General features: G+C 42.6%; 26 protein-coding genes and 1 pseudogene. 23 read left to right on the forward strand and 4 right to left on the reverse strand.

Annotated elements, in window-relative coordinates:
• The first annotated feature begins 311 nt into the window (after positions 1 to 311).
• A complete protein-coding gene (locus ACFQ3J_RS06655; RefSeq protein ID WP_251581610.1) occupies positions 312 to 1,097 on the forward strand; it encodes a copper amine oxidase N-terminal domain-containing protein in 786 nt (261 codons plus the stop codon).
• Between the two features lie 293 nt (positions 1,098 to 1,390).
• On the opposite strand, the gene ACFQ3J_RS06660 is transcribed toward ACFQ3J_RS06655, so the two are convergent.
• Complete coding sequence (locus tag ACFQ3J_RS06660; RefSeq protein ID WP_251581611.1) at positions 1,391 to 1,936, reverse strand: TetR/AcrR family transcriptional regulator; 546 nt, start codon at positions 1,934 to 1,936, stop codon at positions 1,391 to 1,393.
• Positions 1,937 to 2,295: 359 nt separating this feature from the next.
• On the opposite strand from ACFQ3J_RS06660, the gene ACFQ3J_RS06665 reads away from it, so the two are divergent.
• The 5 genes and pseudogenes from ACFQ3J_RS06665 to ACFQ3J_RS06685 form a co-directional block, all read left to right on the forward strand.
• On the forward strand, positions 2,296 to 3,042 hold the full coding sequence (locus tag ACFQ3J_RS06665) for an SDR family oxidoreductase (RefSeq protein WP_251581612.1): 747 nt from the start codon (positions 2,296 to 2,298) through the stop codon (positions 3,040 to 3,042).
• A gap of 66 nt (positions 3,043 to 3,108) precedes the next feature.
• Positions 3,109 to 3,738: a dihydrofolate reductase family protein gene (locus ACFQ3J_RS06670; protein WP_251581614.1), complete on the forward strand. Its 630-nt coding sequence runs from the start codon at positions 3,109 to 3,111 to the stop codon at positions 3,736 to 3,738.
• 308 nt (positions 3,739 to 4,046) lie between these two features.
• On the forward strand, positions 4,047 to 4,361 hold the full coding sequence (locus ACFQ3J_RS06675) for a hypothetical protein (protein WP_251581616.1): 315 nt from the start codon (positions 4,047 to 4,049) through the stop codon (positions 4,359 to 4,361).
• A gap of 22 nt (positions 4,362 to 4,383) precedes the next feature.
• On the forward strand, positions 4,384 to 5,586 hold the full coding sequence (locus tag ACFQ3J_RS06680; protein WP_251581618.1) for an MFS transporter: 1,203 nt from the start codon (positions 4,384 to 4,386) through the stop codon (positions 5,584 to 5,586).
• Positions 5,587 to 5,660: 74 nt separating this feature from the next.
• Positions 5,661 to 6,278 (forward strand): annotated as a pseudogene (locus ACFQ3J_RS06685) (aldo/keto reductase); the annotation flags it as partial.
• 395 nt (positions 6,279 to 6,673) lie between these two features.
• Here ACFQ3J_RS06685 and ACFQ3J_RS06690 read toward each other — a convergent pair.
• On the reverse strand, positions 6,674 to 6,988 hold the full coding sequence (locus tag ACFQ3J_RS06690; protein ID WP_251581620.1) for a hypothetical protein: 315 nt from the start codon (positions 6,986 to 6,988) through the stop codon (positions 6,674 to 6,676).
• 450 nt (positions 6,989 to 7,438) lie between these two features.
• On the opposite strand from ACFQ3J_RS06690, the gene sigY reads away from it, so the two are divergent.
• The 8 genes from sigY to ACFQ3J_RS06730 all read left to right on the forward strand — a co-directional run bounded on the left by sigY (position 7,439) and on the right by ACFQ3J_RS06730 (position 12,773).
• Entirely contained in the window at positions 7,439 to 7,969 is a 531-nt protein-coding gene (gene sigY / locus ACFQ3J_RS06695; RefSeq protein ID WP_251581702.1) for an RNA polymerase sigma factor SigY, read from the forward strand.
• Positions 7,956 to 8,369, forward strand: coding sequence for a YxlC family protein (locus tag ACFQ3J_RS06700; protein WP_251581622.1), 414 nt, complete (start codon positions 7,956 to 7,958; stop codon positions 8,367 to 8,369). Before sigY ends, ACFQ3J_RS06700 begins: the two co-directional genes overlap by 14 nt.
• Positions 8,362 to 8,610, forward strand: a complete 249-nt coding sequence (locus ACFQ3J_RS06705) for a transcriptional regulator (RefSeq protein ID WP_251581624.1) — start codon at positions 8,362 to 8,364, stop codon at positions 8,608 to 8,610. The genes ACFQ3J_RS06700 and ACFQ3J_RS06705 overlap by 8 nt, the downstream gene beginning before the upstream one ends.
• Before the next feature lie 15 nt (positions 8,611 to 8,625).
• Complete coding sequence (locus tag ACFQ3J_RS06710) at positions 8,626 to 8,832, forward strand: PLDc N-terminal domain-containing protein (RefSeq protein ID WP_251581626.1); 207 nt, start codon at positions 8,626 to 8,628, stop codon at positions 8,830 to 8,832.
• Positions 8,829 to 9,752 carry an ABC transporter ATP-binding protein gene (locus tag ACFQ3J_RS06715; protein WP_251581628.1) on the forward strand — a complete coding sequence of 308 codons (924 nt, stop codon included), beginning with the start codon at positions 8,829 to 8,831 and terminating at the stop codon, positions 9,750 to 9,752. The genes ACFQ3J_RS06710 and ACFQ3J_RS06715 overlap by 4 nt, the downstream gene beginning before the upstream one ends.
• On the forward strand, positions 9,749 to 10,528 hold the full coding sequence (locus ACFQ3J_RS06720) for an ABC transporter permease (protein WP_251581630.1): 780 nt from the start codon (positions 9,749 to 9,751) through the stop codon (positions 10,526 to 10,528). Before ACFQ3J_RS06715 ends, ACFQ3J_RS06720 begins: the two co-directional genes overlap by 4 nt.
• A gap of 218 nt (positions 10,529 to 10,746) precedes the next feature.
• Positions 10,747 to 11,286 (forward strand): GNAT family N-acetyltransferase, encoded by a 540-nt coding sequence (locus ACFQ3J_RS06725; RefSeq protein WP_251581632.1) that lies wholly within the window; start codon positions 10,747 to 10,749, stop codon positions 11,284 to 11,286.
• Positions 11,287 to 11,657: 371 nt separating this feature from the next.
• Positions 11,658 to 12,773 (forward strand): MFS transporter, encoded by a 1,116-nt coding sequence (locus tag ACFQ3J_RS06730; protein ID WP_251585012.1) that lies wholly within the window; start codon positions 11,658 to 11,660, stop codon positions 12,771 to 12,773.
• Between the two features lie 133 nt (positions 12,774 to 12,906).
• On the opposite strand, the gene ACFQ3J_RS06735 is transcribed toward ACFQ3J_RS06730, so the two are convergent.
• Entirely contained in the window at positions 12,907 to 13,350 is a 444-nt protein-coding gene (locus ACFQ3J_RS06735; RefSeq protein WP_091156611.1) for an Lrp/AsnC family transcriptional regulator, read from the reverse strand.
• 388 nt (positions 13,351 to 13,738) lie between these two features.
• Between ACFQ3J_RS06735 and ACFQ3J_RS06740 the strand changes: the two genes are divergently transcribed.
• Both ACFQ3J_RS06740 and ACFQ3J_RS06745 read left to right on the forward strand, forming a co-directional pair.
• Positions 13,739 to 14,137, forward strand: coding sequence for a VOC family protein (locus ACFQ3J_RS06740; RefSeq protein ID WP_251585010.1), 399 nt, complete (start codon positions 13,739 to 13,741; stop codon positions 14,135 to 14,137).
• A gap of 173 nt (positions 14,138 to 14,310) precedes the next feature.
• Complete coding sequence (locus ACFQ3J_RS06745) at positions 14,311 to 14,640, forward strand: hypothetical protein (RefSeq protein WP_251585008.1); 330 nt, start codon at positions 14,311 to 14,313, stop codon at positions 14,638 to 14,640.
• 107 nt (positions 14,641 to 14,747) lie between these two features.
• Here the strand turns inward: ACFQ3J_RS06745 and ACFQ3J_RS06750 are convergent, their stop codons facing one another.
• Complete coding sequence (locus ACFQ3J_RS06750) at positions 14,748 to 15,599, reverse strand: SDR family NAD(P)-dependent oxidoreductase (protein ID WP_251585006.1); 852 nt, start codon at positions 15,597 to 15,599, stop codon at positions 14,748 to 14,750.
• Between the two features lie 174 nt (positions 15,600 to 15,773).
• Between ACFQ3J_RS06750 and ACFQ3J_RS06755 the strand changes: the two genes are divergently transcribed.
• The 7 genes from ACFQ3J_RS06755 to ACFQ3J_RS06785 all read left to right on the forward strand — a co-directional run bounded on the left by ACFQ3J_RS06755 (position 15,774) and on the right by ACFQ3J_RS06785 (position 21,666).
• Entirely contained in the window at positions 15,774 to 16,280 is a 507-nt protein-coding gene (locus tag ACFQ3J_RS06755) for a MerR family transcriptional regulator (protein WP_091156606.1), read from the forward strand.
• A gap of 179 nt (positions 16,281 to 16,459) precedes the next feature.
• Positions 16,460 to 17,053, forward strand: a complete 594-nt coding sequence (locus ACFQ3J_RS06760) for a chloramphenicol phosphotransferase CPT family protein (protein WP_251585004.1) — start codon at positions 16,460 to 16,462, stop codon at positions 17,051 to 17,053.
• Between the two features lie 272 nt (positions 17,054 to 17,325).
• A complete protein-coding gene (locus tag ACFQ3J_RS06765; RefSeq protein ID WP_251585002.1) occupies positions 17,326 to 18,273 on the forward strand; it encodes a helix-turn-helix transcriptional regulator in 948 nt (315 codons plus the stop codon).
• Between the two features lie 68 nt (positions 18,274 to 18,341).
• A complete protein-coding gene (locus ACFQ3J_RS06770; RefSeq protein ID WP_251585000.1) occupies positions 18,342 to 18,884 on the forward strand; it encodes a DinB family protein in 543 nt (180 codons plus the stop codon).
• 343 nt (positions 18,885 to 19,227) lie between these two features.
• Complete coding sequence (locus tag ACFQ3J_RS06775; RefSeq protein ID WP_091156598.1) at positions 19,228 to 20,079, forward strand: DUF421 domain-containing protein; 852 nt, start codon at positions 19,228 to 19,230, stop codon at positions 20,077 to 20,079.
• Between the two features lie 397 nt (positions 20,080 to 20,476).
• Positions 20,477 to 20,902, forward strand: coding sequence for a cupin domain-containing protein (locus tag ACFQ3J_RS06780; protein ID WP_251584998.1), 426 nt, complete (start codon positions 20,477 to 20,479; stop codon positions 20,900 to 20,902).
• 224 nt (positions 20,903 to 21,126) lie between these two features.
• A complete protein-coding gene (locus tag ACFQ3J_RS06785; protein ID WP_251584996.1) occupies positions 21,127 to 21,666 on the forward strand; it encodes a histidine phosphatase family protein in 540 nt (179 codons plus the stop codon).
• Positions 21,667 to 21,889: the final 223 nt, after the last annotated feature.

Consider the following 21,889-nt stretch of genomic DNA (forward strand, 5'->3'; position numbering starts at 1 on the left):
CTGCCTGATCCCTCCGGCATAAATTGCTAGAGGGTTTTGTTTAGACTTTATTTTGGTAAAAGTGTGGATTTATCATTTTCACTAGACTAAGCAGTAGTTATTCGTTTATTTACAGGAAGATCCGTTCCGGCAGATCCCTTTCGATTCTGCGGCAGACGGGGAGCGATGTCATGATTCTTTGGACAGATAATCCTTTTCCCTGGTAAAATACCAAGTCAAATCATGGATTTAGGATTAATGAATTCATATAGGATAGATAATAGTTTCATATGAGCTAAGGGCCAAGAATGGAACCGTGGAAGGAATCATCTATGAGAAAAATAATAATCACACTAGCTCTTTCTTTAATGTGCACCTTATTAATCAGTAATTCAGCGATAAGCTTCGCCAATACTTTTTCGAATACGGTTGACAATGGAAAAATTGAAAATGGACGAATGCTGATTCCATTACGTGCTGTTTCAGAAAAATTGGATGCAGAAGTATTTTGGAACCAGGAGGATAAAAGCATTTCGATTACTCGTGGCAAACGAGAGCTATTGTTGCATATTAATTCTCGCGCTGCTTTATTAAATAACGCTGCTTTCAGCCTTGATGTGCCAGCGAAAATTTATAGTGGAACAACTTATATCCCAGCGCGTGTTTTTGCTGAAGCCTTTGGCGGAACAGCGCTGTGGTCTCAACAAGAACGAAAAGCAACCATTACGATCGGTCAGCAACAGGTTTATATCCATACAGAGCCGCTCAAGTCATGGAGAATGAGTCAGGAAAGAATAAATGTACTTAATGAAAAAATAAATGAGGCTACCGATCTCTCAAGCTATTCGCAAATCCGAACACATTTCAGACCTTATTTCACGGACTCATTTATAAACAAGATTATTCACAGTAATGGCATTACAAATAACGCTATACTAACAAAAAAGGCGGATATTACCTATAGTAGTACAACAGAAGCGAGAATGCACCAATCTGCTTACTTTGAAAGTGGTCCTGTCAACCTCGAGCTCGTTAATCGTTTTGTATTCTATAAATTTGCTGATAACCAATGGAAGGTAGACGATGTGAACGTGGGTAGACAAATTATTGTGCCATAGTACGGACAAAAGCAGGATTCTGTCGGGGGACAAGATTATGGTCCCATTGAAAGTCGCTAATTTAGCGGCTTTTTATTTTTATGTCATCAAGTTATTATAAAACATTTCCTATTGATGCATAAACGAGATATGTCCACACGGACGGATTGCATGGAAAAATTGAGGCTTGCTTATCAATTGACTATTAGTCGAAGTCGAATCAACATCTTTAAAGCACTGCTATGTTTATCTGTTTCAGCGCCCCTGAGCGAGCTAATACCGGTCAGGGGAGCACTACCATAGCCAGACAAAAATTATAGATTCCTCTCTAACAATGTTCCCAGTTGTTCAGCAAGTTTAACATGTGTAACTGGCTTATAATTAGTAAACCACCACTCAATAATTCCTACTTGGGCAGAAGCCACGAATCTGACGAGGATTTCTTCCTCAATTTCTTCATTTTTGCCTTTGGTTATATCTACGTCTTTTCTAAATTCTTCGATCAGAAAGTCAAGGAATCGTTTACGGAAAAAGGGTGCTCCTCTACTTGCTAACATCATCGAAAAAAATGAATAATTTTTCTCGAAATACTCTGTCCAAATCATGGTTCCTTCTACATAATCCATTTCGGCTGCTTCTTTACAGAATTCCCTAAGTTCGTCAATATGCGATTCGATCAGCTTATCCAACAAGTCATATTTATCTAAATAATGAAGATAAATCGTTCCCCGACTTAAATTTGCGGAGTCGGAAATTTCCTGTATCGTAATATCATCGAAATTTTTATTAGACATCAATTCAATTACAGCTTTTTTAAGTGCTTCTTGTGTTTTTAGTATTCTACGGTCCACTTTAGGCATGGAGAGTCACCAAACTTTCCGAAGATAATATACAATTCGCGGGTAGTTGTTCACTAATCAACAAATCGCGTTAATCTAACAATTGCAGGATTTTTGTATCTGTTTATAATTTTAGACACAAGCCCATTAATTTAACAAGTTTCATTATCGTCACTTCGTTTATTTTCCACGAAAAATACATTTTAAGGGGATGGGAAACCTAACCCACGTATTTCGGAAGAAGAACTGATTGGAGTCAATACACATTTAGCTTTCTATATAGACAGGATGGTCGCAGGCGATGTCTGCCATCCTGGTTGCAAAGGAACTGTTTGCAAAAGAAGAATAACATTCATCAGACCGAAAGGATGTATACGTACATGTCGAATATTCAGAATAAAATTGTTATTATTACAGGCGCATCTAGCGGGATCGGGGAAGCGACAGCAAAAGAGCTGGCTTCTAAAGGGGCAAAGCTTGTGCTGGCAGCTCGTCGCGAAGATCGGCTTAAAAGCCTGCAAGAAGAAATTCAAAAAAGCGGCGGTCAAGCGATCTACAAAGTCACGGACGTGACTTCCCATGAACAAATGGAACAGCTGGCTGCATATGCGCTTAAGGAATTTGGACAAATTGATGTTTTGGTCAATAATGCCGGAATTATGCCGCAAGCCTTTATGTACAAGAAAAAAATTGAAGAATGGGATCAGATGATCGACGTTAATATTAGAGGCGTTCTGTACGCTATCGGCGCAGTTCTTCCTTCGATGAGAGAACGCAAATCCGGGCATATCATCAATCTTTCTTCCGTTGCTGGACACAATATTTATCCGGGCGGAACGGTGTACTGCGGCACAAAACATGCGGTAAGAGCCATTTCGGAAGGGTTGCGTCAAGAGGAAGCCATGAGCGGTACGAATATCCGTGTAACCAATATTTCTCCAGGAGCGGTCAGCAGCGAACTGTTGGAAACAACTTCGGATACAGAAATGAAAGCAGGCTTGGATGATTTTTATCAAGTCGCTGTCGATGCTACTAATATTGCGCGTACAATCGCGTTTGCCATCGAACAACCGGCAGATGTAGCAATTAACGAAATGATTGTCCGTCCAACTGTACAAGTGGGCTAATATAATTTGGTCATCTGCCCCGGCTACTTACAACTGGGGCAGTATCTCTATTTATGGAGGTTTTTTATGATTCGTAATCGAAACTATGCAAATCGTCCATATATTGTTTGTCATATGATGACTGCATTAGACGGTAAAATTACAGGGCCGTTTATGAGAGCGCCTGAAACAAGAATTGTCGATGAAGAATACGAGCGTATCAATGAAACATATAGCCCACAAGCTTGGCTGTGCGGTCGAGTCACAATGGAGGAGAACTTTACGAAATGGCACAAGCCGGAAATGGATGAAACCAGTCCGGTTTATCCACGAACAGATTATGTGGCGGTGCCGGATGCAAAGATGTATGTCGTTTCCGTTGACCCTTCCGGCAAGTTGGGCTGGACACAAAATTATGTGGATTACATGTCAAGACCAAGGGCGCACATTATCGAAGTGCTTACCGATAAGACGTCGGACGCATATATTGCATATTTACGAAAACATGAAATTTCCTACATTTTTGCCCGTGACGATAGCTTAAACTGTACGCTGGCTGCCGAGAAGTTGAAATTCTTATTTGGCATTGAAGTCCTGATGTTGTCTGGGGGAGGCTTTATAAATTGGTCATTCCTTCAGGATGACCTGGTAGATGAACTCAGTATCGTCATGATTCCCGTGACGGATGGAGAAACCGAATACCGTGACTCTGTTTGAAAGAGCGGACTATTTGCCACCCAAAGCTCCAGTGGCATTTTTATTGAAAAGTGTCGAGCCTGTAAATGGAGATGGTGTCTGGCTTCGCTATACCCCTAAAAAGTAACCAACTCAACATCGAATGGAGAAGAATATGCATGACAAGGTCGTTTTCATCCATCATTTTGATTCTATTGATTTTAATTCTAGGGGAATTGCCTGATTTATCGGGCTATGAAACGATTTTGGTAGGTGGCCCAGTGTGGACTGGCACTTTTGCTCCCCCGGTCATGCGTTTTTTAGAATAGGTGGGTGTCGAGGGGAAAGAGGTGGCGGCTTTTTGGACACAGCGGAAATCCAGGAAACTATGCGACTTAAAGATGCCACTTGAAACAGAAGCTAACACAAGGAAAATAACCATTACTATTGGTAACCAGGTGATTGATGCGGAGCTGAATGACAGTAAGGCAGCACAGGTATTTAAAAAAATCCTTTCCTGCAACGATATCGATGAGAAAAGAAAATTTGATGAACCCGAGAAAGCTTCTTCGGGACTCATGATCCTAGGTAAAGTTACTTCTGACTTGTCTGTATTTGATACGATGAAGGGTTCCGTTGAGATGCAAATTAAAATGGCAGAGTAATCGGAGATGGGGAAGGAAAAGTATGATTCAGGAAAAAATATGGACAAAACCGTTTATTGCTTTATGTTTGAGCAACTTCTTCTTATCTCTTAATATTTATATGCTGAATACCGTATTCCCCCTGTATGTGAAAGAGAGCTTAGGCGGGAATCAACAGCAGATGGGCTTGGCTATTACGATGTTTGTCATCGGGGTTGTGATGATCCGGCTTTTCTCCGGTCAATGGGCGGATCGTTTTGGGAACAAGAAAATGGCTGTGATTGGCCTGGGCTTGTTTTTACTCGCAAGCCTAAGCTACTGGGGAACAAGCGGCATTTTAATTTTCTTGGTCATTCGTTATCTGCATGGCACAAGCTATGCAATCGCGTCTACGGCTATGGGTGCATCAGCTTCTTCCTTGATTCCAAGCGCCCGACAAGGATCTGGTTTAGGCTACTTCAGTATGTTCATGAGTATAGCGATGGTGATTGGCCCGGCTTGTGGGCTTTACTTATGGAAAGACAACGACATGAGCCTAATCCTAATGGTCGTCTGCTTGGTTGCGGCTTTATCCCTTTTGTTTACGATAGGGATTCCCAAGTCCAAACGGGTATTGCCAGCTACCGATTCGCATGCAGCTCCACAAAAGCAAAATAAGGGCTTGAATTGGCGGCGTTTCATTGAACCTAAAGCTTTACCGATTTCAGTGGTTGCTTTTTTTCTTGCTGTCTCTTACAGCTCATTAGGTGGATTTATTCCGTCATTTACATCTGAAATCCACCAAGCCCAAGTCGCTGGTACTTTTTTTGTTGCATTTGCGATCATGATTGTATTTTTACGGCCGGCAGTTGGCAGACTGTTTGATCATCATAATGAGCATTACTTATACTATCCAGGAATTATATTGTTTGCAGCGGGTATGATTCTGTTGAGCCAAGCTCGTTCGGGAGCCATCATTTTGATAGCAGGCATTATCATGGGATCAGGTTATGGGGCTTTATTCTCCTGCTTACAAACACTTGCCATTGTGCTTTCTCCCGAACACCGTAGAGGGAGTGCTAATGGGACATTTTTCTTGCTGTTTGATTTAGGCATTGGGGTAGGGTCCTATTTCATGGGACTGATCGCTGCCTTCACGGACTACCGCATGATGTTTACTGTTGCGGGAGGAATAGCACTGCTTTCAGCCGGATTATACTATGGGTTGCATCACCGAAGGCGAATGAAGCTTTCTGCCGAATCTTAACTTGCAAATAACTTGGCAGAGCGTGGTTTTGTGGCGCTTACATTTGATCCATCATACAACGGATACAGTAGTAGGATTCAGGATATGAAAACACAAAGCAAGCATTTGCAAGATCAATGGAAAGATTAAAATTGGATTATTTGGATTTATATTTGATTCATCAGCCATTTGGAGATGTATACGGTTCTTGGCGTGCTATGGAGGAGTTGTACCGTGAAGGAAAAATACGCGCGATCGGAGTTAGCAACTTTGAGATGGATCGCCTGGTAGATTTAATGCTTCATAATGAGTTTGCTCCGGCTGTGAACCAAATAGAAACTCATCCTTTCTGCCAACGAGTCGAAAGTGCTAAGTATATGAAAGAACATAACATACAAATTGAATCTTGGGGTCCATTAGCAGAAGGAAGAAATAACATTTTTCAGAATGAACTTCTAGTAACAATCGCTAATAAGTACAATAAATCCGTCGCCCAAGTGATTTTACGTTGGCTAACTCAAAGAAATATTGTTGTTATTCCAAAGTCAGTTCGTAAGGAGAGAATCATTGAAAACTTTAACATTTTTGACTTTGAACTAAATCAAGGCGACATGGAACAAATTGCTACATTAGATACAAAAGCGAGTCTATTTCCTTCAAAGAGAGATCCCGAGCAGGCCAAAAGATACGCTGCCATAAGATTCGATATTTGAAACCTACACCAACAAAAAGTTGTAAAAACACTTAAAACCTTTGCAAATAAGCTTGCCACTAAAATGGCAGGCTTATTTATGCTTTGTTGAGTGACCCCGGCAGCAACCTACACCTTGGATGGTTCGAAACTAGAGTTCCTCAATGTTTTATCACGGAGAGCATCTATGTTCTCTTCTAATTGAGATAGATGCTCTTGATACTGAAGAATGAGCGAAATCAAAACTCTTAGGTTAACCAAGTGACTAAAGTACATATTATGCTGAAAAGGATTTTGTTTTGCCGCATGTAGTAGACGCTTAACTCGCATATAGATGACACGGATAGAAAGTCAATGTGATGGATTAAAAGAATATCTTGAAGAAGCCTTTCTTAGGAAAATTGGACAAAATCTACATCAACCTATTGGAATACGATAGGTGTATAAAGCGAGATCAAAATCAGGACCATCCGGCGAAGGATGGCCTTTAAACTTGCCGTTACAGACAGCGCGGAGAACCGTATCCACAAATAGAGGCAATTTCTCCGCTTCCATAATCACCCAAAAGGGCATTAAGAACCAGAAAATGTTCTCTTTTGTCCAGACAATAGAGCGTATCTTGAACCGTATGCAGTATGAGGCAACTACTTTTCCACCGATGATGGAATTAATGGGAAGATGGCGCCAAGGGCAGGTACACCGCAATGCATCGACAACTGTTACTATTGCCAAACATCGGAATTCTCATAGGTCAACAGATTGTTCGGTGACAAATGAAATAATTCAGTAAAATGTAATTATTAAATGCCCATTGTTTAATCACTTCAAAACTTTCGGGTAAAGAACCCCAGGGAATCAGCTTCGACCCAAAGTAAGCTCTCAGTCGGATGAACAAGAATTTATATATCAGAAGAGGCATATTCTGCAGCTTTTTTATTTACCGAGACTGAATTGACTTACTCAAATATAGATTCTGGTCAGAGAAAGATAAGGATTAGAGTCAGCAGCGACAGCTGAAGAATGAGTTTGAGTTATTCAGAATGAATTAATCAAAAAAGTTTTTTGTGCTTTAGTGAACAAATATGTGAACCTCTTCGTAATATGTTTGATTGCATGAGTCGCGTACGGGCTGATGTGGTCATACAGCAAACTAGAAACCAAGGAAAGGAGCAGGGACTGCAGTTGGATGAGCTCAAACAAATAAAACGCGCACAGCGCGGGGATAGTCAGGCGATGGCGCAGCTGCTGCAGGCCCACTACTCCTTTTTAACAAAATATCTCATCAAAATGACGATGAATCCGGAGCTGGCCGAGGATGTGGCACAGGAAACCATGCTAAGGTGTATTGAGAAGATTCATCTATATAACGGAAAATCAAAGTTCTCTTCCTGGATGATTACGATCGCTACCAGGATTTATATTGACCAGATGCGCCGCACCAAGGTAGAGAAGCAGTGGAGGGACCGGGAGCAGGCATTACGACGAACGGAGTGGCAGATGAAAGCTCAGCAGGAGGAATGGACTGATGCAATGCAGGCTTTATCCAGGCTGGGCTACGAATGGCGGCTGCCGATTTTGCTCAAGCATTATTACGGCTATGCCTATGATGAAATCTCTGACATGATGGACATTCCACCGGGGACGGTTAAATCCAGAGTCCACCTTGGATTGCAGCAGTTACGAAAGGAGCTGGCGACTGATGAAAAGGAATAAAGGAACGCGGGAACGATCTGCCGATCTGAACGAGCAGGATCATACGTATGGCGAAAGCTTCCATAAAGAATCATCCGCAGAGGATCAGGCTCTGATCGCTGAACTGTTGCACGGATTCGACCAGATGGAGCTGGCCATCCGCAAGCCGGAGCCACCGCCACTGTATGAGCTAGAGCAGCTTGTCGCAGCCGAGCAGCAAAGGCTCCGCAAGCGTGCAGGACTGGAAGTTGCGCTGTTTTTGATCATTGCCCTGGTTTTAATAGGAAGCAATATGCTCTTGGCATCCATGAACATCATTGTTTTTATCGTCATCCAGGGGTTGGTCTTCGTCGGTGCGATCGCGTTTACTGTACGTTTTTTTTATCGTTCAAAGAAGAAGGTGAGATCCGGTCATGCATAAAACGAATCTCGAAACGGTTCCCGTGTGGGCCTTATTACTGGTCGCTTGCATACTGCTGATCCAAAGCCTATTTTTGTTCACCCATTCCCGTCGCCATACCAAATACTACTGGATCTGGGGAATTATCGGGCTGATTCAGGCTCCGGGACCGCTTATTGCCTATTGGCTTGTTCATATTTATTGGCCTAGGAGAAAAGAACACTTGAAGAGAGGGAATGGTTGCACCAAACCAAACGAATAAAAGGGGGAAACACTCATGGATACGATGAATTCAAGCATACCTTGGAATCTGATCATGCCTATAATCGTCCTGCAGCTGATTTTGGCTGTGGTGGGATTGGTATCTTTATATAAAGCGGAAGCAATTCGCGGACCGAAATGGTTGTGGGTCATCATTATCTTATGCGGTAACATTCTCGGCTCAGTCGCTTATTTTGTCTTCGGAAGGAAGGATGCCTCATGACTCGGACGTTGCTGCAGGTAAGGGATTTATCCAAGCGTTTTAAGGAGCGTGAAGTTGTCAAAGGAATATCGTTCAGTATCAACGAAGGTAGCTGCGCCGCTCTACTCGGTCCAAATGGTGCCGGCAAAACAACGACGATCAGTATGCTGGCTGGATTACTTCAGCCGTCAGGAGGATCGATTGACCTGCTGGTAAACGGAAGCCCGACTGCAGATCGGCGGCCATACATCGGCTTTTTACCGCAAATGCCCGTGTTTTATCCTTGGATGACCGGGGCTGAATTTCTCCTCTACGCTGGAGAGCTTGCCGGGTTGACAAGCCGTGAGGCCAAGAAGGAAACCGGCGAGTGGCTGGAGGCAGTAGGCATTCAGGATGCGGGCAAACGCAGGATCGGCGGCTATTCAGGAGGCATGAAACAGCGTTTGGGACTTGCCCAGGCACTCATTCATAGACCGAAGCTGCTCATTCTTGATGAGCCCGTGTCAGCGCTTGATCCCACAGGGCGGAAGTATGTGCTGAGTCTGCTCCAGCGCATTCGCCAGGAGACGACGGTCCTATTTTCCACGCACGTGCTGCATGACGCAGAAGAGGTTTGTGATGAAATTCTCATGATTCAGAGTGGCGATATTGCCTTTCAAGGAAGCCTTGATCATGTTCGCCGAACTTACAGCGAGCCAGTGATCAGGCTGGAGGTGAGTGGAGACGAGGCATCGCGGTCCTGGCTGACCGCTGTCTGCAGCAAGGATTTTGTCATCCAATCGGAGATTTCAGGAGGGCGTGCGAAGATTAGGGTGGCGAACGTCGAGCAAGCTTCCCTTGCGATCATGACCGACGCGGTATCCCACCGCATCATGATTCGTTCACTTGAAGCAGGCCATAGCACACTCGAAGATTTATTTATGAAGGTGGTGCGATCGTGAGGCAGTTCTTATTGTTTTTTCGTAAAGAAATGCAGGAGATGGGACGCAGTTATAAATGGCTGTGGGTGCCGCTCGTGTTTTTGATGCTAGGGATAATGCAGCCAGTGATGATTCGTTTTATGCCGGTAATTTTGAAATCCGCGGGTAATATGCCTGAAGGCATGACGATTACGATTGAGCCTCCTTCTGGAATGGAAGTGATGGCCCAGACGCTTAGCCAATTCAACTCAGTCGGGCTCATGATCTTGGTGCTGTCCATCATGACCTTAATTTCAGGTGAACGTCAAAGCGGAGTTTCACAGATGATCTTTGTAAAGCCAGTGTCTTACATATCCTATACGGCGGCCAAGTGGGCTAGCATGCTGGCTCTCGTCACCGCGTCTTTCGCGCTTGGCTTTGCGGGGGCCTGGTATTATACCGTGCAGATGATCGGAAGCGTCGAGACCGGGGCTGTCTTAAAGGCAGGACTCCTCTATTTGCTGTGGCTCTGGTTTACCGGATCGCTTACGCTGCTCATGAGTTCTCTTATGAATCCTGCAGCAGGCATCGCCTTCGTCAGCTTAGGAGCGGCAATACTGCTGTCCATGGCTTCGCAATGGCTTCCACGGATTACGGCCTATAGCCCAGGTTCCTTGCCGCAAATTTCGGTGCAGTCGCTGCAGGCAAGTGATGGACCCACGGGTGCCTTGAGCTCGGCAATTCTTAGTTTGATGTGCATTATCTTCTTTTTCATGATCGCAGCTTATCAAGTGAAGATAAGGAAATCCAAAGTATAAAAGATATTAGATGCGAAAATATGTATTACAAATAAATATAAAAGGAGCGTGTATTTTGAATTCATCTTACATCGAACACAGAACGTAATAAAGAGGAGTTTCCTTCTCGATGGAGTAGGGGTGCATAGTTGCCTGCTTTCATTGATCTATTGGCGGAGAGTTAGCAGAAAGGGTTTAGCATCCTTTTATACAAATAAATGAATGGTAGGAGAGGTAATTTGAGAATAAAAAAGGTGCCTGAATATGATATTAATAGGGAATTGGAGGCAATGATACAAGATTTATTAACCAACAGTTTTCCAAAAATTTATCCTACGAATAGGATTTATTTTAAGCAATTGCCGCATTTGAGATTTCTTGCGTTCAACCAAGAAAATCAACTCGTGGGACATGTGGGTTTAGATTACAGAGTGATGAGTCTAAATGGAGAACCGATAAAAGAATTAGGTATAATTGATTTGTGTGTTTCGCAAAACACTCGTTCTAAAGGAATAGGTACTACGTTACTATTAGAAGTTGACAAGTTTTCTAAAGGAAGAAATATAGATTTTATATTTTTATTTGCAGATAACATGACCTTATATTTGAATAATGGATATAAAACAGTTAAAAACAAGTGTAGATGGTTGAAAATTGATAATGAATCTCAGATTATTAAAGGAATAGGCTATGAGTCAGTGAACGAATTAATGATAAAGGAAGTAGGTAAGAGAGAATGGATCGAGGGAGACTTGGATTTATTAGGTTATCTTTATTAAACTAACGGGAAACGTTAGTCCAAAACAACAAGGAGCAGTTGGCCGGTTGGCAGCTGCTTCTTTTTTATTCAACTTACGGGCAGGTTAGCGCAGCCATAGCAGCTTAAAATATAGATGACCATTAAATTTAAAGTAAAAATTCCGAAATTAATGGATTATCCTTGTGATAAGCTTTAACTACCTTTAATGCGGTATGCAAAATGAGAGCTCATTTGTGTAAGCTTATGAAAGATAGCAAGTGGGCATTTGAGCTATCTCAAAATACAGCAAAAAGGAGAATTTTTGTGATCTCGAACGAATCGTATTCTGTCAAAGATGACACCGATACCAAAAAGGAAAGCCTTCCCTGGGCAAGTCTATTGGCGTTAGCCATGGCAGGATTTATCTGCATACTTACAGAAAGTCTGCCTGCAGGGCTACTGCCCCAGATTGCGATTGATCTTGGTGTAACGCAGGCGCTGGCCGGACAACTGGTTACGTTATATGCACTGGGCTCCCTGCTGGCTGCCATTCCGCTGACCACGGCAACACGAGGTTGGAGACGAAGACCGCTTTTGCTGCTCTGTATCATAGGTTTTCTGGTATTTAACACGGTGACTGCCTTATCTTCAATGTATGCTTTAACGCTAATCGCACGTTTCTGTGCAGGAGTAGCTGCGGGGGTGTTGTGGGGAATGACTGCAGGTTATGCACGCCGAATGGTGCCTGAGTCGCTAAAAGGAAAAGCCATCGCCGTGGCCATGGTGGGCACTCCTTTGGCATTGGCGCTTGGGGTTCCCGTAGGAACCTTTTTCGGAACATTTGTAAGCTGGCGCCTGATCTTTGGGATAGTGTCCATATTGACGCTAACCCTCATCGCATGGGTGCTCTGGAAGGTGCCGGACTATGAAGGAGAGCCCGCTCAGGATCAACTCCCATTGTATAAAATCCTTTTCATACCTGGAATTCGATCCATTTTATTTGTGGTTCTCGCCTGGGTACTGGCTCACAATATTTTGTATACTTACATTTCTCCTTTTCTTGCCGAGACGGCGCTGTTCCATAGAGTTGATCTGATTCTGCTGATATTCGGCGTGACTTCAGTCATCGGCATTTGGATAATTGGGTTGCTGATTGATCGTTATTTGAGAATACTGGTTTTATCAAGCATTGCGATATTTGCCCTTGCCTCAGCGACAATGGGTATCTGGATAAATCAGCCGTCCGTCATCATCTTCGGTGTCATCGCATGGGGATTGACCTTTGGAGGAGCAGCCACATTACTACAGACAGCCATTGCACATGCAGGAGGCAAAAGTGCGGATATCGCTCAATCCATGCTTGTAACGGCGTGGAATCTTGGAATAGGTGGGGGAGGAATTGTTGGTGCTATCTTGCTTGATTGGATCGGAGCCAGATTCCTACCAGTTTCGTTAGTTCTCTTGTTGCTAATTACCCTTCTTGTAGCTTGGACTGCCAAAAAACACGGATTTCCTAGAACTCGCTAAAAGCGTATTTTACATCGACAAAGACCAATTGTCAGGAATCCGTTGCAAAACGGCTTCCTGCTTTATAAGAAAGACCGACCCAAACCATGTAACCGATAGATGGCCGGCCGGTCTTTGAATAAATGCGCAATACTCAGATGAGGAGATCGGCTCCTTCAATCAGGTTTTTATGTGCAATAGGCGAAGACATCGCGATAAGCGTCGTGTAGGTCCCGTATTTGTCACACTGATCTCCGAACGCTTCTAGGTCCGCGATGGAGTCTGTCATGACTTTTAATAAATAATTATGTTCCCCGCTTACGCGATAACATTCTACAACTTCAGGCGAGGAACGGCAGAAATCAAGGAAAGCATGGCATTCTCTGGTCCGGAAAAGTAGATAGGATGTACTTTGTTTGCCTAATTTTTGGGGGTTGATAACGGTACGATACTCTTCAATCACCCCGCCTTCTTCCAGACGTTTCACACGTTCCGTGACGGCTGGCTGTGATAGCCCCACTAGCTTTCCCAATTCGGTCATGGACAATCTGGCTTGATTTTCCAGATGGAACAGGATGTTTTTATCGATCTGATCCACATTATCGCTTCCTTTTAATATATAGGTTATTTGAAAAAAGTCCCTTCAGATTGCCAGTAATTGAAGATCAATATTTTGAAAACCTTATGTAATGCAAAAGAAATTATTTATATAATAAACCCACTTACTTTGAATAATCAAGTGGGTTCCCTGAGAGAGGGAATGATGGGAGTCCAATATTGATTAACAATAGCTGGTCACCCTGCTTTCATTGATACATTAGTAGTTTGGAGAGTGCCGCGGAAAGACAATAGCCGGGAGAATTTGAAATAAGCGAACTAACAGTTCATTAAGCTAACGCGTAGGTTAGTTTAGTGAGGAATTTGAATATATTTACATAAAAGAACGCTTGTTCTATAATTAATTCAGTAGAAATAGGAGGTGCAATATGATTTTTGAAATGACTTATCAAGTTCGCGTTTCTGATATGAGTGATGGACAAAAGTGGTATGAAACTCTTCTCAATAAGGCTCCTGATTTTGTTCCCCATGAAGGATTTGTTGAATGGGAAATTGTTTCCGGGTTCTGGCTGCAAGTTACTGAAGGAGAACCAGCTGTAGGGAGCGGCCCACTTCGATTGGCAGTTGAAGATATCGATCGAGAGAAGAATAGAATGTTAAAGGAGTTGAATATTGAAAATTTTGAAATACATACAAGAGCTGAAGTACCAGTAAAGTGGGGAACATTTAGTGACCCATGGGGAAACAAACTAGGCTTTTACGAATACCTCAACAAAGAGGAAGAGAAAGAGCGAATTAGAAAAGTATTATTGAAAGAAATAATTTGATCAAGGGTATGAAATGGTTCGGCAGGCTTTTGGAGTAAGGTTGATTGAAGAATTGTATGAAAAGCAGCATTTTAATGGAGTTATAATTGAATAGCTTAAGGTCACGAACTGATAGTTATTACTTGGACCTTAAGCAAACGGGCAGGTTCGTGGTTAAAAAGGGGTGATAGCCAGTGTTTGTTAAAGTTTATCATTATCAAATTCAGCCTGATAGAATAGAAGAGTACTTAGATATTCAAAAAAAATCAGCAGAGATTTATGCGTCTTACATAGATTTTCATTCCTTCTGTATAAATAGTAATCAAGATAAAAGTAAGTGGATTGAAATATCAAAATATAAGGACGAAAATGAATATAGAAAAAGCATTAATTTAATTAATGATAATACCGAGTTAAAACAGCTTTTTAAAGAATTCTCATCTCTTTTAGTTAACGGTGAGACCGATTTAGTTGAAGAGGAATATACAATGAAATTTAATTTTAATGATATGGCATTGAACTAACGGAAAACGTTAGTTGAAAATAGAATGGAGCAGTTTGCCAGTCGGCAGCTGCTCCTTTTTGTTAAGCTAACGGGCAGGTTAGGAGTACCCTGTTCAAGGTCTGGGCTTCAAGACACGAGAAATTCGTTTTCATAAATCGCTTGAATCCTTTCCAAAACGTTCTGCGCCTGGTCTCTAAACTTTAATTCCGCTACCCGCCCTTTTAGCAAAAACACGCCGCTTTCATGACGGTGTTCACCGAGAGCCCCTTCATACAGCTTGTTGGCGCCGAGGGTAGGAGGAGAGAAAAATAGCTTCATCAATAATTCAACCAAAACGGGCAGTCCGGATTGTTTCCCTTTTCTTAGTGTATTGTTGCTACCCGGGTCAACGCTACGGATCTTGATACCATTCTTGGCGAGCTGCGAAGCGATGGCCTGAGTCCACAGAGAAAGAGCTAGCTTTGAGGTCGCGTAAGGACCAAGCAACTTGCGAAAGGTTTTGGGTTGCTCCAGGACTTCGATCGAAAACTCTTTTGTAAATTTTAGAGCTGAAGATGAGGTATTGATCACCGTTTTTAAACGACTGATTTCAATGAGTTCCTTCAACTCCATCAGAATAATATACGGAACGACAGTCATCAGTTCATAATGTTTCTCGCGTCCTTGTTTCGAATAACTCAGCTCGGGAAAAGACCCTCCAGCGTTATTGAACAAAATATCGATCCGCTGCTCCTTGCTTTTGATCTCTTCCATAGTAAGTCTCAAGCAGGCATAATCGGAAAGATCATCCGTTTTATAAATTCGAAGCGATCCGTTCTTGACCGCATTCTGAATACTCCTATCGTCGGCTGGAAAATCAGAACGGGTTACGGCAACCACATGGTAGTTCTCCGACAGTAATTTCCGTGTTAGTTCCAGTCCGATCCCGGCACTTGCGCCTGTAATCAATGCGATACGTTCAGGTTGGTCCTTGTTCATTGTACATCTCCTTTTATATCGGGATATTTGATTCGATAGTCCACATTCTAAAACTTGAAGTCGACTCCAAGTCAAGACGCGAAAATAAAGCTTTTCTCCAAGGATAAGAGATTTGACTTGGAGTCAGCTTCAAGATATATAATGTACAAAAATCGATCTTAGGGAGGGAACAGGATGAAGGAGGAGCAATGCTTTACGATAAAGCAAACCGCTAAGCAAACCGGAATTACTGAGGATACAATCCGTTATTACGAAAAGATCGCGCTGCTGCCTCGTGCAGAGCGGAAGGATAACGGGCACCGCATCTACCGGCAAGAGGACATCAGTACGATCCGGCTGATAGCATGCCTGAAAAAAACGGGGATGCCGCTAGAGGAAATTCGGCCTTTTTTGGCGGTCTCGGCCGATACTGATCCCGCGGAATATCCGGAGCTTGTGGAACTCTTAAGAAGTCATCGTGAAAATATTGTCAGCCAGATCACTTCACTGCAGCAAGTTGTTGATTTTATCGACATGAAGTTGGAGGAGGGGAGATATAGACAGGACTGCACGGATGAAGGTCTAGACGGCGTACCAGAGAAAATGTTGGGTGAACCGAAACCAAAGCCTGTCACACCTAGCGAGATGAGGTATTTTTCCGTATCGGCCAAAGCCGGCAAGACACAGGCTTCCGCTAGATAAGCTTGTCATAACAGAGAGGAATGGTTACATCCCCGCATAAACTGCTGTCGTCCGTTAAGCTAACTGGCAGGATTGTTGAATCGTTCCTCGAATTTTTTATCAGTTGGATAATTTAATGAAACTTGTTGAAATAAGGTTGTCTGAATGAAACGAAAATCTTATAGATAAGGGTGATTCATGTGAAGCAAGGACTCATTGTGTTTTTGAACGGAACGTCAAGTTCTGGAAAGACCTCCATATCGACTGAACTGATAAATCAGAAAGAGATTCCTTTTTATCATTTATCAATTGATGATTTTTTTAATAATTACAATGATTTTATTAATAATAAATTTCCAGATGATCCTCCAAGAGAAATAGATCACCAAGTTGTCTCACAAATCGTTGATCATTCCATATTCTCAGTGTACCATTCGACTATTAAATTGTTATCAGAATTTGGTTTTAATGTAATAGTAGATACCATAATCGCTAATGACAAGTCGTTTAATGATTTTTATGATTTACTTGTTGATCATCCTATATTGTTTGTAGGCGTACGATGCTCGAAAGAAGAACTCACAAGAAGAGAGCAAAGCAGGGGAGATCGATTAATTGGACTAGCACATTCCCAGTTTGACAGAGTATATTCCTATAATGAATATGATCTTGAAGTAAATACGGAAAAATTGAGTCCAACCGAATGTGCCGATAAAGTATTACGTTTTATTAAGTCCGATCAGGGTTACTCTGCATTTAAGAAATTAAGTAAAAGAGAGATTAGTGTTACATAGTAGGCAAATCCATCAGATAACAACATACATGCGGAAGCACCGCTGATAAGAAAGAGTGGCTAATTGAGCCGTTAGAAGGCGTGCGGAAACAGAGGTTGAGGTAGCCACACCTAATTTATTCCATTTTATATAAAATTCTCCACGATGCCCCTAACGAATTTCGCTCCCATGTCTCAACGGATCAAATCCCCTTTTATCGGTAATCGAGGTAGCTTGCTGTGTTAGAATAAATTAAATGGACCTGGATGATGGATCAGCGGGGGAAAAGAAAAATGAATAAAACCGAACGGCAGCTTGCCATAATGCTTGAACTACAACGGAGCAAGGTATTGAGAGCGGAAGATATGGCTTCTTTATTTGAGACGAGCGTGCGGACGATATATCGAGACATTCAAGCCCTGAGCGAAATGGGAGTCCCAATATTGGGGGCTCCCGGTCAGGGTTATTCCCTGATCGATGGATATTTCCTGCCGCCGGTCAGTTTTTCGGCGGAAGAGACCGTGGCCTTGCTTATGGGAACAGATTTTATCGAACAGAGGTTGGATGGTAATTACGAAACTGTGGCTCAGGCCGCCAGACGCAAGATTGAAGCTATTCTGCCGGAGCAAGTGCGAGATGAGTCGGCACGCGTTCGGGAAACCATGCGGCTTCTTCAAGCTAGTGAACCGTTAACTGGCTTGAGAGAAAAAGACTATCTTGGACAAGTGCGGCGGGCGATTTTGGAGCGGCGAAAAATAAATATTTCGTACCAGAAAAAAGTGCCGGAATCGGACGGCAATAGGAAGAGTATACGTGAGGTCGATCCGTACGGACTGGCGCTCGTTCAGGGCAATTGGATTTTGATCGGACGCTGCGACCTGCGGCAGGATATACGGCATTTCCGTTTGTCGCGAATGACTGAACTAGTCGTGTTAGATAAGTACTTTGTTATGCCTTATGGCTTTAACTTGAGCGATTACCGTCCGCCAGATGACCGCAACGAACGCGTGCTGGTTCGGGCCAATCCAGAAATAGCCGATAAAATCGTCGAGACCAGTAATTTTTATATGGAAGCGGTCGAGGAGCGGTTAGACAGTGTTTGGATCCACTTTCGTGTTCGAACGCCGGAGGAATTGCTGCATCTTATCCTTAGTTGGGGAGGAGACGTCGAGGTTGTGGAACCGGAGTCTTTACGCTGCCGGATTCGGGAAGAGGCCGAAAAAATTTTAAAACGCTACTGACATGCTGTTGTCAGGAGCGTTTTTTTATACTGGGATTATATCCAAGATGAATGAGGAGTGTTGTTTATATGAGAAGTACAGCAGAAGCATTGCAGGCGTTTGAGTCGACGGTTGGTCGGTATTTAGATGAACTGGAAAACCTCGATATAGAGCAACTACATGCAAAGCCGAACGAGGAGGAATGGTCGATTGGGCAAATGTATATGCATTTGATTCAGTCGGCTCAATTCATGCAGCTGCGTAATGCTGACCAATGTTTGGCGGGAAGCGGAGATGTGTTGGGGAGCACGGGGGAAAAAACGGAGAATGGCAGGGCCGCGTTTGAACTTGGGAGTCTTCCGCCCATTCGGATACGGGTCCCGGCTTCACCACAGTACACACCGCAGCAGCCGGAGAGTAAGGAGCAGCTGATAGAAGGACTCCGTGGCGTAGTGGAACGGATGAAACGTACTGAAATCGCTTTGAGTCAGGCGGTGGAAGGGAATAAAATCCTTCATCCAGGTTTAGGCGCGTTAAACGCTACAGAGTGGTTTTTGCTGGTAGAAATGCATTATAGGCATCATCTATTGCAACTGGAACGTTTACAAAATTTTTTAGAAAATTGCCAATAAGAAAGGGACGGAAAATGCCGAATGAAATAACCCAGCAAAGCCGTTATTGGATTGGCGTTGTATCTGCTTCACATGTACAACAAGCTGTGGGAAGAGCTGGCAGTTATATGGAGTAGAGCTTTAATGATCATACTTAATGAATAAGTTGAATTAATTTAGTAAAACATTATGCTGTACCACAATTTTCGCAAAACATCCCTCCTATATAGTATGCATATGGGGGGGAAGAATGTACTTCCCACCCTGACAATTGTGATGCACAAGAGTTAATGGAGTCACACATAGAAGTCAATTCGGATCGAGAAATCAATTCAATAAAAACGATATAGGAGGGCAAATAAATATGCCTGACTGGCTAGAGGTCTCACTCAGGACATTGGCAGCCGTAACTACTCTTTTTATTATCACGAAAATTTTAGGAAAACGACAGATTTCCGAATTATCTTTATTTGAGTATATTACAGGAATTACCCTAGGTAACTTGGTGGGCTACATCTCTCTAGATATTGATAATACTTGGTTTTTAGGTTTTATCGCACTTTTTGTATGGGTGGCTGTATCAACAGGAGCAGAATATTACACAATGAAAAATAAAAAGTTCCGTGATATCGTTGATGGAAAAGCTACCGTATTAGTGGAAAAAGGAGTATTGCTGGGGGAGAACCTTAAAAAAGAACGCCTGACCATAGATGAATTCTTGGAACAACTTCGCAAAAAAAATGTTTTTAGAGTTGCTGATGTGGAGTTTGCTGTAATGGAGCAGAGTGGGGATATTAATGTTATGCTCAAAAAAGAACATCAGCCTCTTACTGCTAACATACTCGGATACCAGCTCTCTTCAGAACGTGAACCAATAACGATAATTATTGATGGACATATTTTGCCCGATACTCTAAGGGCATCAGGCTACGATGAAAAATGGCTCTACAAAGAGCTTCGAAAGTTAGACCTAACACTAGACCAAGTGTTTGTCGGTCAAGTAGACAACAAGGGAGAGCTCACTGTACAGTCTGGAAAAGAAGGCTTACCCAAACAAACGCTACTAAAACCCAAAGATCAAATATCCGAATTGGTAAATGAATTACAGAATGATCTAACTGTACGTAAGCAGTTTGCATTAAACGAGAAAGAAAAATTTGAATATCAGCAGGCGCTAGATCAGTTAAAAAATGCGATGCATGCTTTTATCAAATAAATCCTAAGCCTTAGAATCCTGAAATGGAATGTGAGGCTTTTTTTGCTATATAGCCTTGACGAACCAATGTTCAACCTTGGTTTTAATGTAAACCTTGATTTGACACACTATATTTCCAGTAAAGATTTGTTAGTGTCAATTATGTTGAAAGTCGCTATTTTTAGCGGCTTTTTTGTTTTATCGGTACACGTTCGTGTCCCGAGCTAAGGACAAAAACTTGTACCGATTGCCGAAATGGACAGGAACTTGGTCCGATTCCTATTAGCCCTAATTCATTAAGGTACAGGAAGGATAAAACAATGCTTACGCGAATACTTTACTTTGGGGTTATTTGCGAAGTTCGTAGATAAGACGTTAGATGAAATCAACGAAAAGATAATTTAAGGAGCCAGTGATAATGAAACAAGTAGACTTCATTGCATCACTTGATAATGGATACATCCTTCAACCAAAAAATTCAAGGTTGGCAATTGCTGAGTGGACTGCTTCAGGTACATCCCTAGGTGATACACCTCAATTTATTGCACCATTACATATACATCATAACGATGATGAAGCTTGGTACATATTGGAAGGCACACTTGGTTTTAAAGTTGGAGATAAAGAAATTGAAGTTAACGCTAACCAAGCAGTGGTGGTACCACGTGGAACTCCACATACTTTTTGGAACCCAAAGCCTGTTACAGCACGTTATATCATCATAATGACTTCAAGAATTAGATCGTTGATTGATGCAATCCATGCAACAGAACAAAGAAATTTAGAAACTTTGAAAGAACTCTTTATAAGATATGAATCCGAACTACTTGAATTGTATGAATAACGACGGTGAGTGTTGTTCGAAGATGTCGTTTACATTACCTAACACTGTATTCACGTATCGCAGTCTGAACGGCTGCTCGGTCCGCCAGAGGCATTTAGGGAAGTTGATTCAGGCGGACAACCCTGCGAACCTAACCGCGCTGCGGCCGCCCCGTTGGGGCTTAAGGTTCTCGGGTTCGTGAATACACAGACGTTATGTGCAATTGCCGAGTGAAGGGGATTTCAATGAAGAGGATATTTCTTATAAGGCACTGTAAGGCAACCGGACAAGATCCGGATGCTCAATTGACAGTAGAAGGGATTAATCAATCGAATCAACTTAGTAGATTCCTGGATAATAAATCTATTGATTATGTAGTATCCAGCCCATATCTGAGGGCGGTAAATACAATTGCCCCTTTTGCAAAGAATAAGAACTTATCAGTGCACATCGATGATCGGTTAAGTGAAAGAGTTTTGTCTTCAGAGAATTTAAGTAACTGGATGTCACCACTAAGAGAGTCCTTTGACGACCTAGATAAAAAGCTCCCAGGGGGCGAGTCGTCGAGGGAAGCAATGCAGCGTGGCGTTTCTGTCATACAAGAACTATTGGATAATACATATCGGGATATTGTAGTTGTTACTCACGGGAACCTGCTGTCATTGATAATAAAGCATTATGATAAACAGTTTGGATTTAGTGATTGGAAGGGGCTCTCCAACCCTGATGTTTATATGATAACGATCCTTGAGACTGGGATCGAACTTAACAGGATTTGGGTGTAGTTCGAAGAGGTCGGAAATAGCACATAACAATGCATTCACGCTATGATACGCTGCCACGCTCCTTGGTCCGCCCGAGGATTTTCGGGGAATAGGAATCAGGCGGACAACCCTGCACCAGTCGGACCATGGCAAGAACGGAGCAAGCGAGGTTTACACAAAATTATTGACAGCCCCTTACTTCGCTTAATACCTTAAACTCCTGACCCATGATCGCCATAAAAAT

The sequence above is a fragment of the Paenibacillus provencensis genome, from assembly GCF_042678545.1.
Taxonomy (GTDB): domain Bacteria; phylum Bacillota; class Bacilli; order Paenibacillales; family Paenibacillaceae; genus Paenibacillus; species Paenibacillus provencensis.

Excerpts from the sequence above, each read along its gene's own strand:
- ACFQ3J_RS06785 (WP_251584996.1), top strand. The coding sequence starts at position 21,127 with ATGAAGAGGATATTTCTTATAAGGCACTGTAAGGCAACCGGACAAGAT.
- ACFQ3J_RS06775 (WP_091156598.1), top strand. The coding sequence starts at position 19,228 with ATGCCTGACTGGCTAGAGGTCTCACTCAGGACATTGGCAGCCGTAACT.
- ACFQ3J_RS06665 (WP_251581612.1), top strand. The coding sequence starts at position 2,296 with ATGTCGAATATTCAGAATAAAATTGTTATTATTACAGGCGCATCTAGC.
- ACFQ3J_RS06765 (WP_251585002.1), top strand. The coding sequence starts at position 17,326 with ATGAATAAAACCGAACGGCAGCTTGCCATAATGCTTGAACTACAACGG.
- ACFQ3J_RS06710 (WP_251581626.1), top strand. The coding sequence starts at position 8,626 with ATGGATACGATGAATTCAAGCATACCTTGGAATCTGATCATGCCTATA.
- ACFQ3J_RS06660 (WP_251581611.1), bottom strand. The coding sequence starts at position 1,936 with ATGCCTAAAGTGGACCGTAGAATACTAAAAACACAAGAAGCACTTAAA.
- ACFQ3J_RS06755 (WP_091156606.1), top strand. The coding sequence starts at position 15,774 with ATGAAGGAGGAGCAATGCTTTACGATAAAGCAAACCGCTAAGCAAACC.
- ACFQ3J_RS06680 (WP_251581618.1), top strand. The coding sequence starts at position 4,384 with ATGATTCAGGAAAAAATATGGACAAAACCGTTTATTGCTTTATGTTTG.
- ACFQ3J_RS06670 (WP_251581614.1), top strand. The coding sequence starts at position 3,109 with ATGATTCGTAATCGAAACTATGCAAATCGTCCATATATTGTTTGTCAT.
- ACFQ3J_RS06705 (WP_251581624.1), top strand. The coding sequence starts at position 8,362 with ATGCATAAAACGAATCTCGAAACGGTTCCCGTGTGGGCCTTATTACTG.
- ACFQ3J_RS06740 (WP_251585010.1), top strand. The coding sequence starts at position 13,739 with ATGATTTTTGAAATGACTTATCAAGTTCGCGTTTCTGATATGAGTGAT.
- ACFQ3J_RS06780 (WP_251584998.1), top strand. The coding sequence starts at position 20,477 with ATGAAACAAGTAGACTTCATTGCATCACTTGATAATGGATACATCCTT.
- ACFQ3J_RS06730 (WP_251585012.1), top strand. The coding sequence starts at position 11,658 with ATGGCAGGATTTATCTGCATACTTACAGAAAGTCTGCCTGCAGGGCTA.
- ACFQ3J_RS06700 (WP_251581622.1), top strand. The coding sequence starts at position 7,956 with ATGAAAAGGAATAAAGGAACGCGGGAACGATCTGCCGATCTGAACGAG.
- ACFQ3J_RS06770 (WP_251585000.1), top strand. The coding sequence starts at position 18,342 with ATGAGAAGTACAGCAGAAGCATTGCAGGCGTTTGAGTCGACGGTTGGT.
- ACFQ3J_RS06715 (WP_251581628.1), top strand. The coding sequence starts at position 8,829 with ATGACTCGGACGTTGCTGCAGGTAAGGGATTTATCCAAGCGTTTTAAG.
- ACFQ3J_RS06655 (WP_251581610.1), top strand. The coding sequence starts at position 312 with ATGAGAAAAATAATAATCACACTAGCTCTTTCTTTAATGTGCACCTTA.
- ACFQ3J_RS06750 (WP_251585006.1), bottom strand. The coding sequence starts at position 15,599 with ATGAACAAGGACCAACCTGAACGTATCGCATTGATTACAGGCGCAAGT.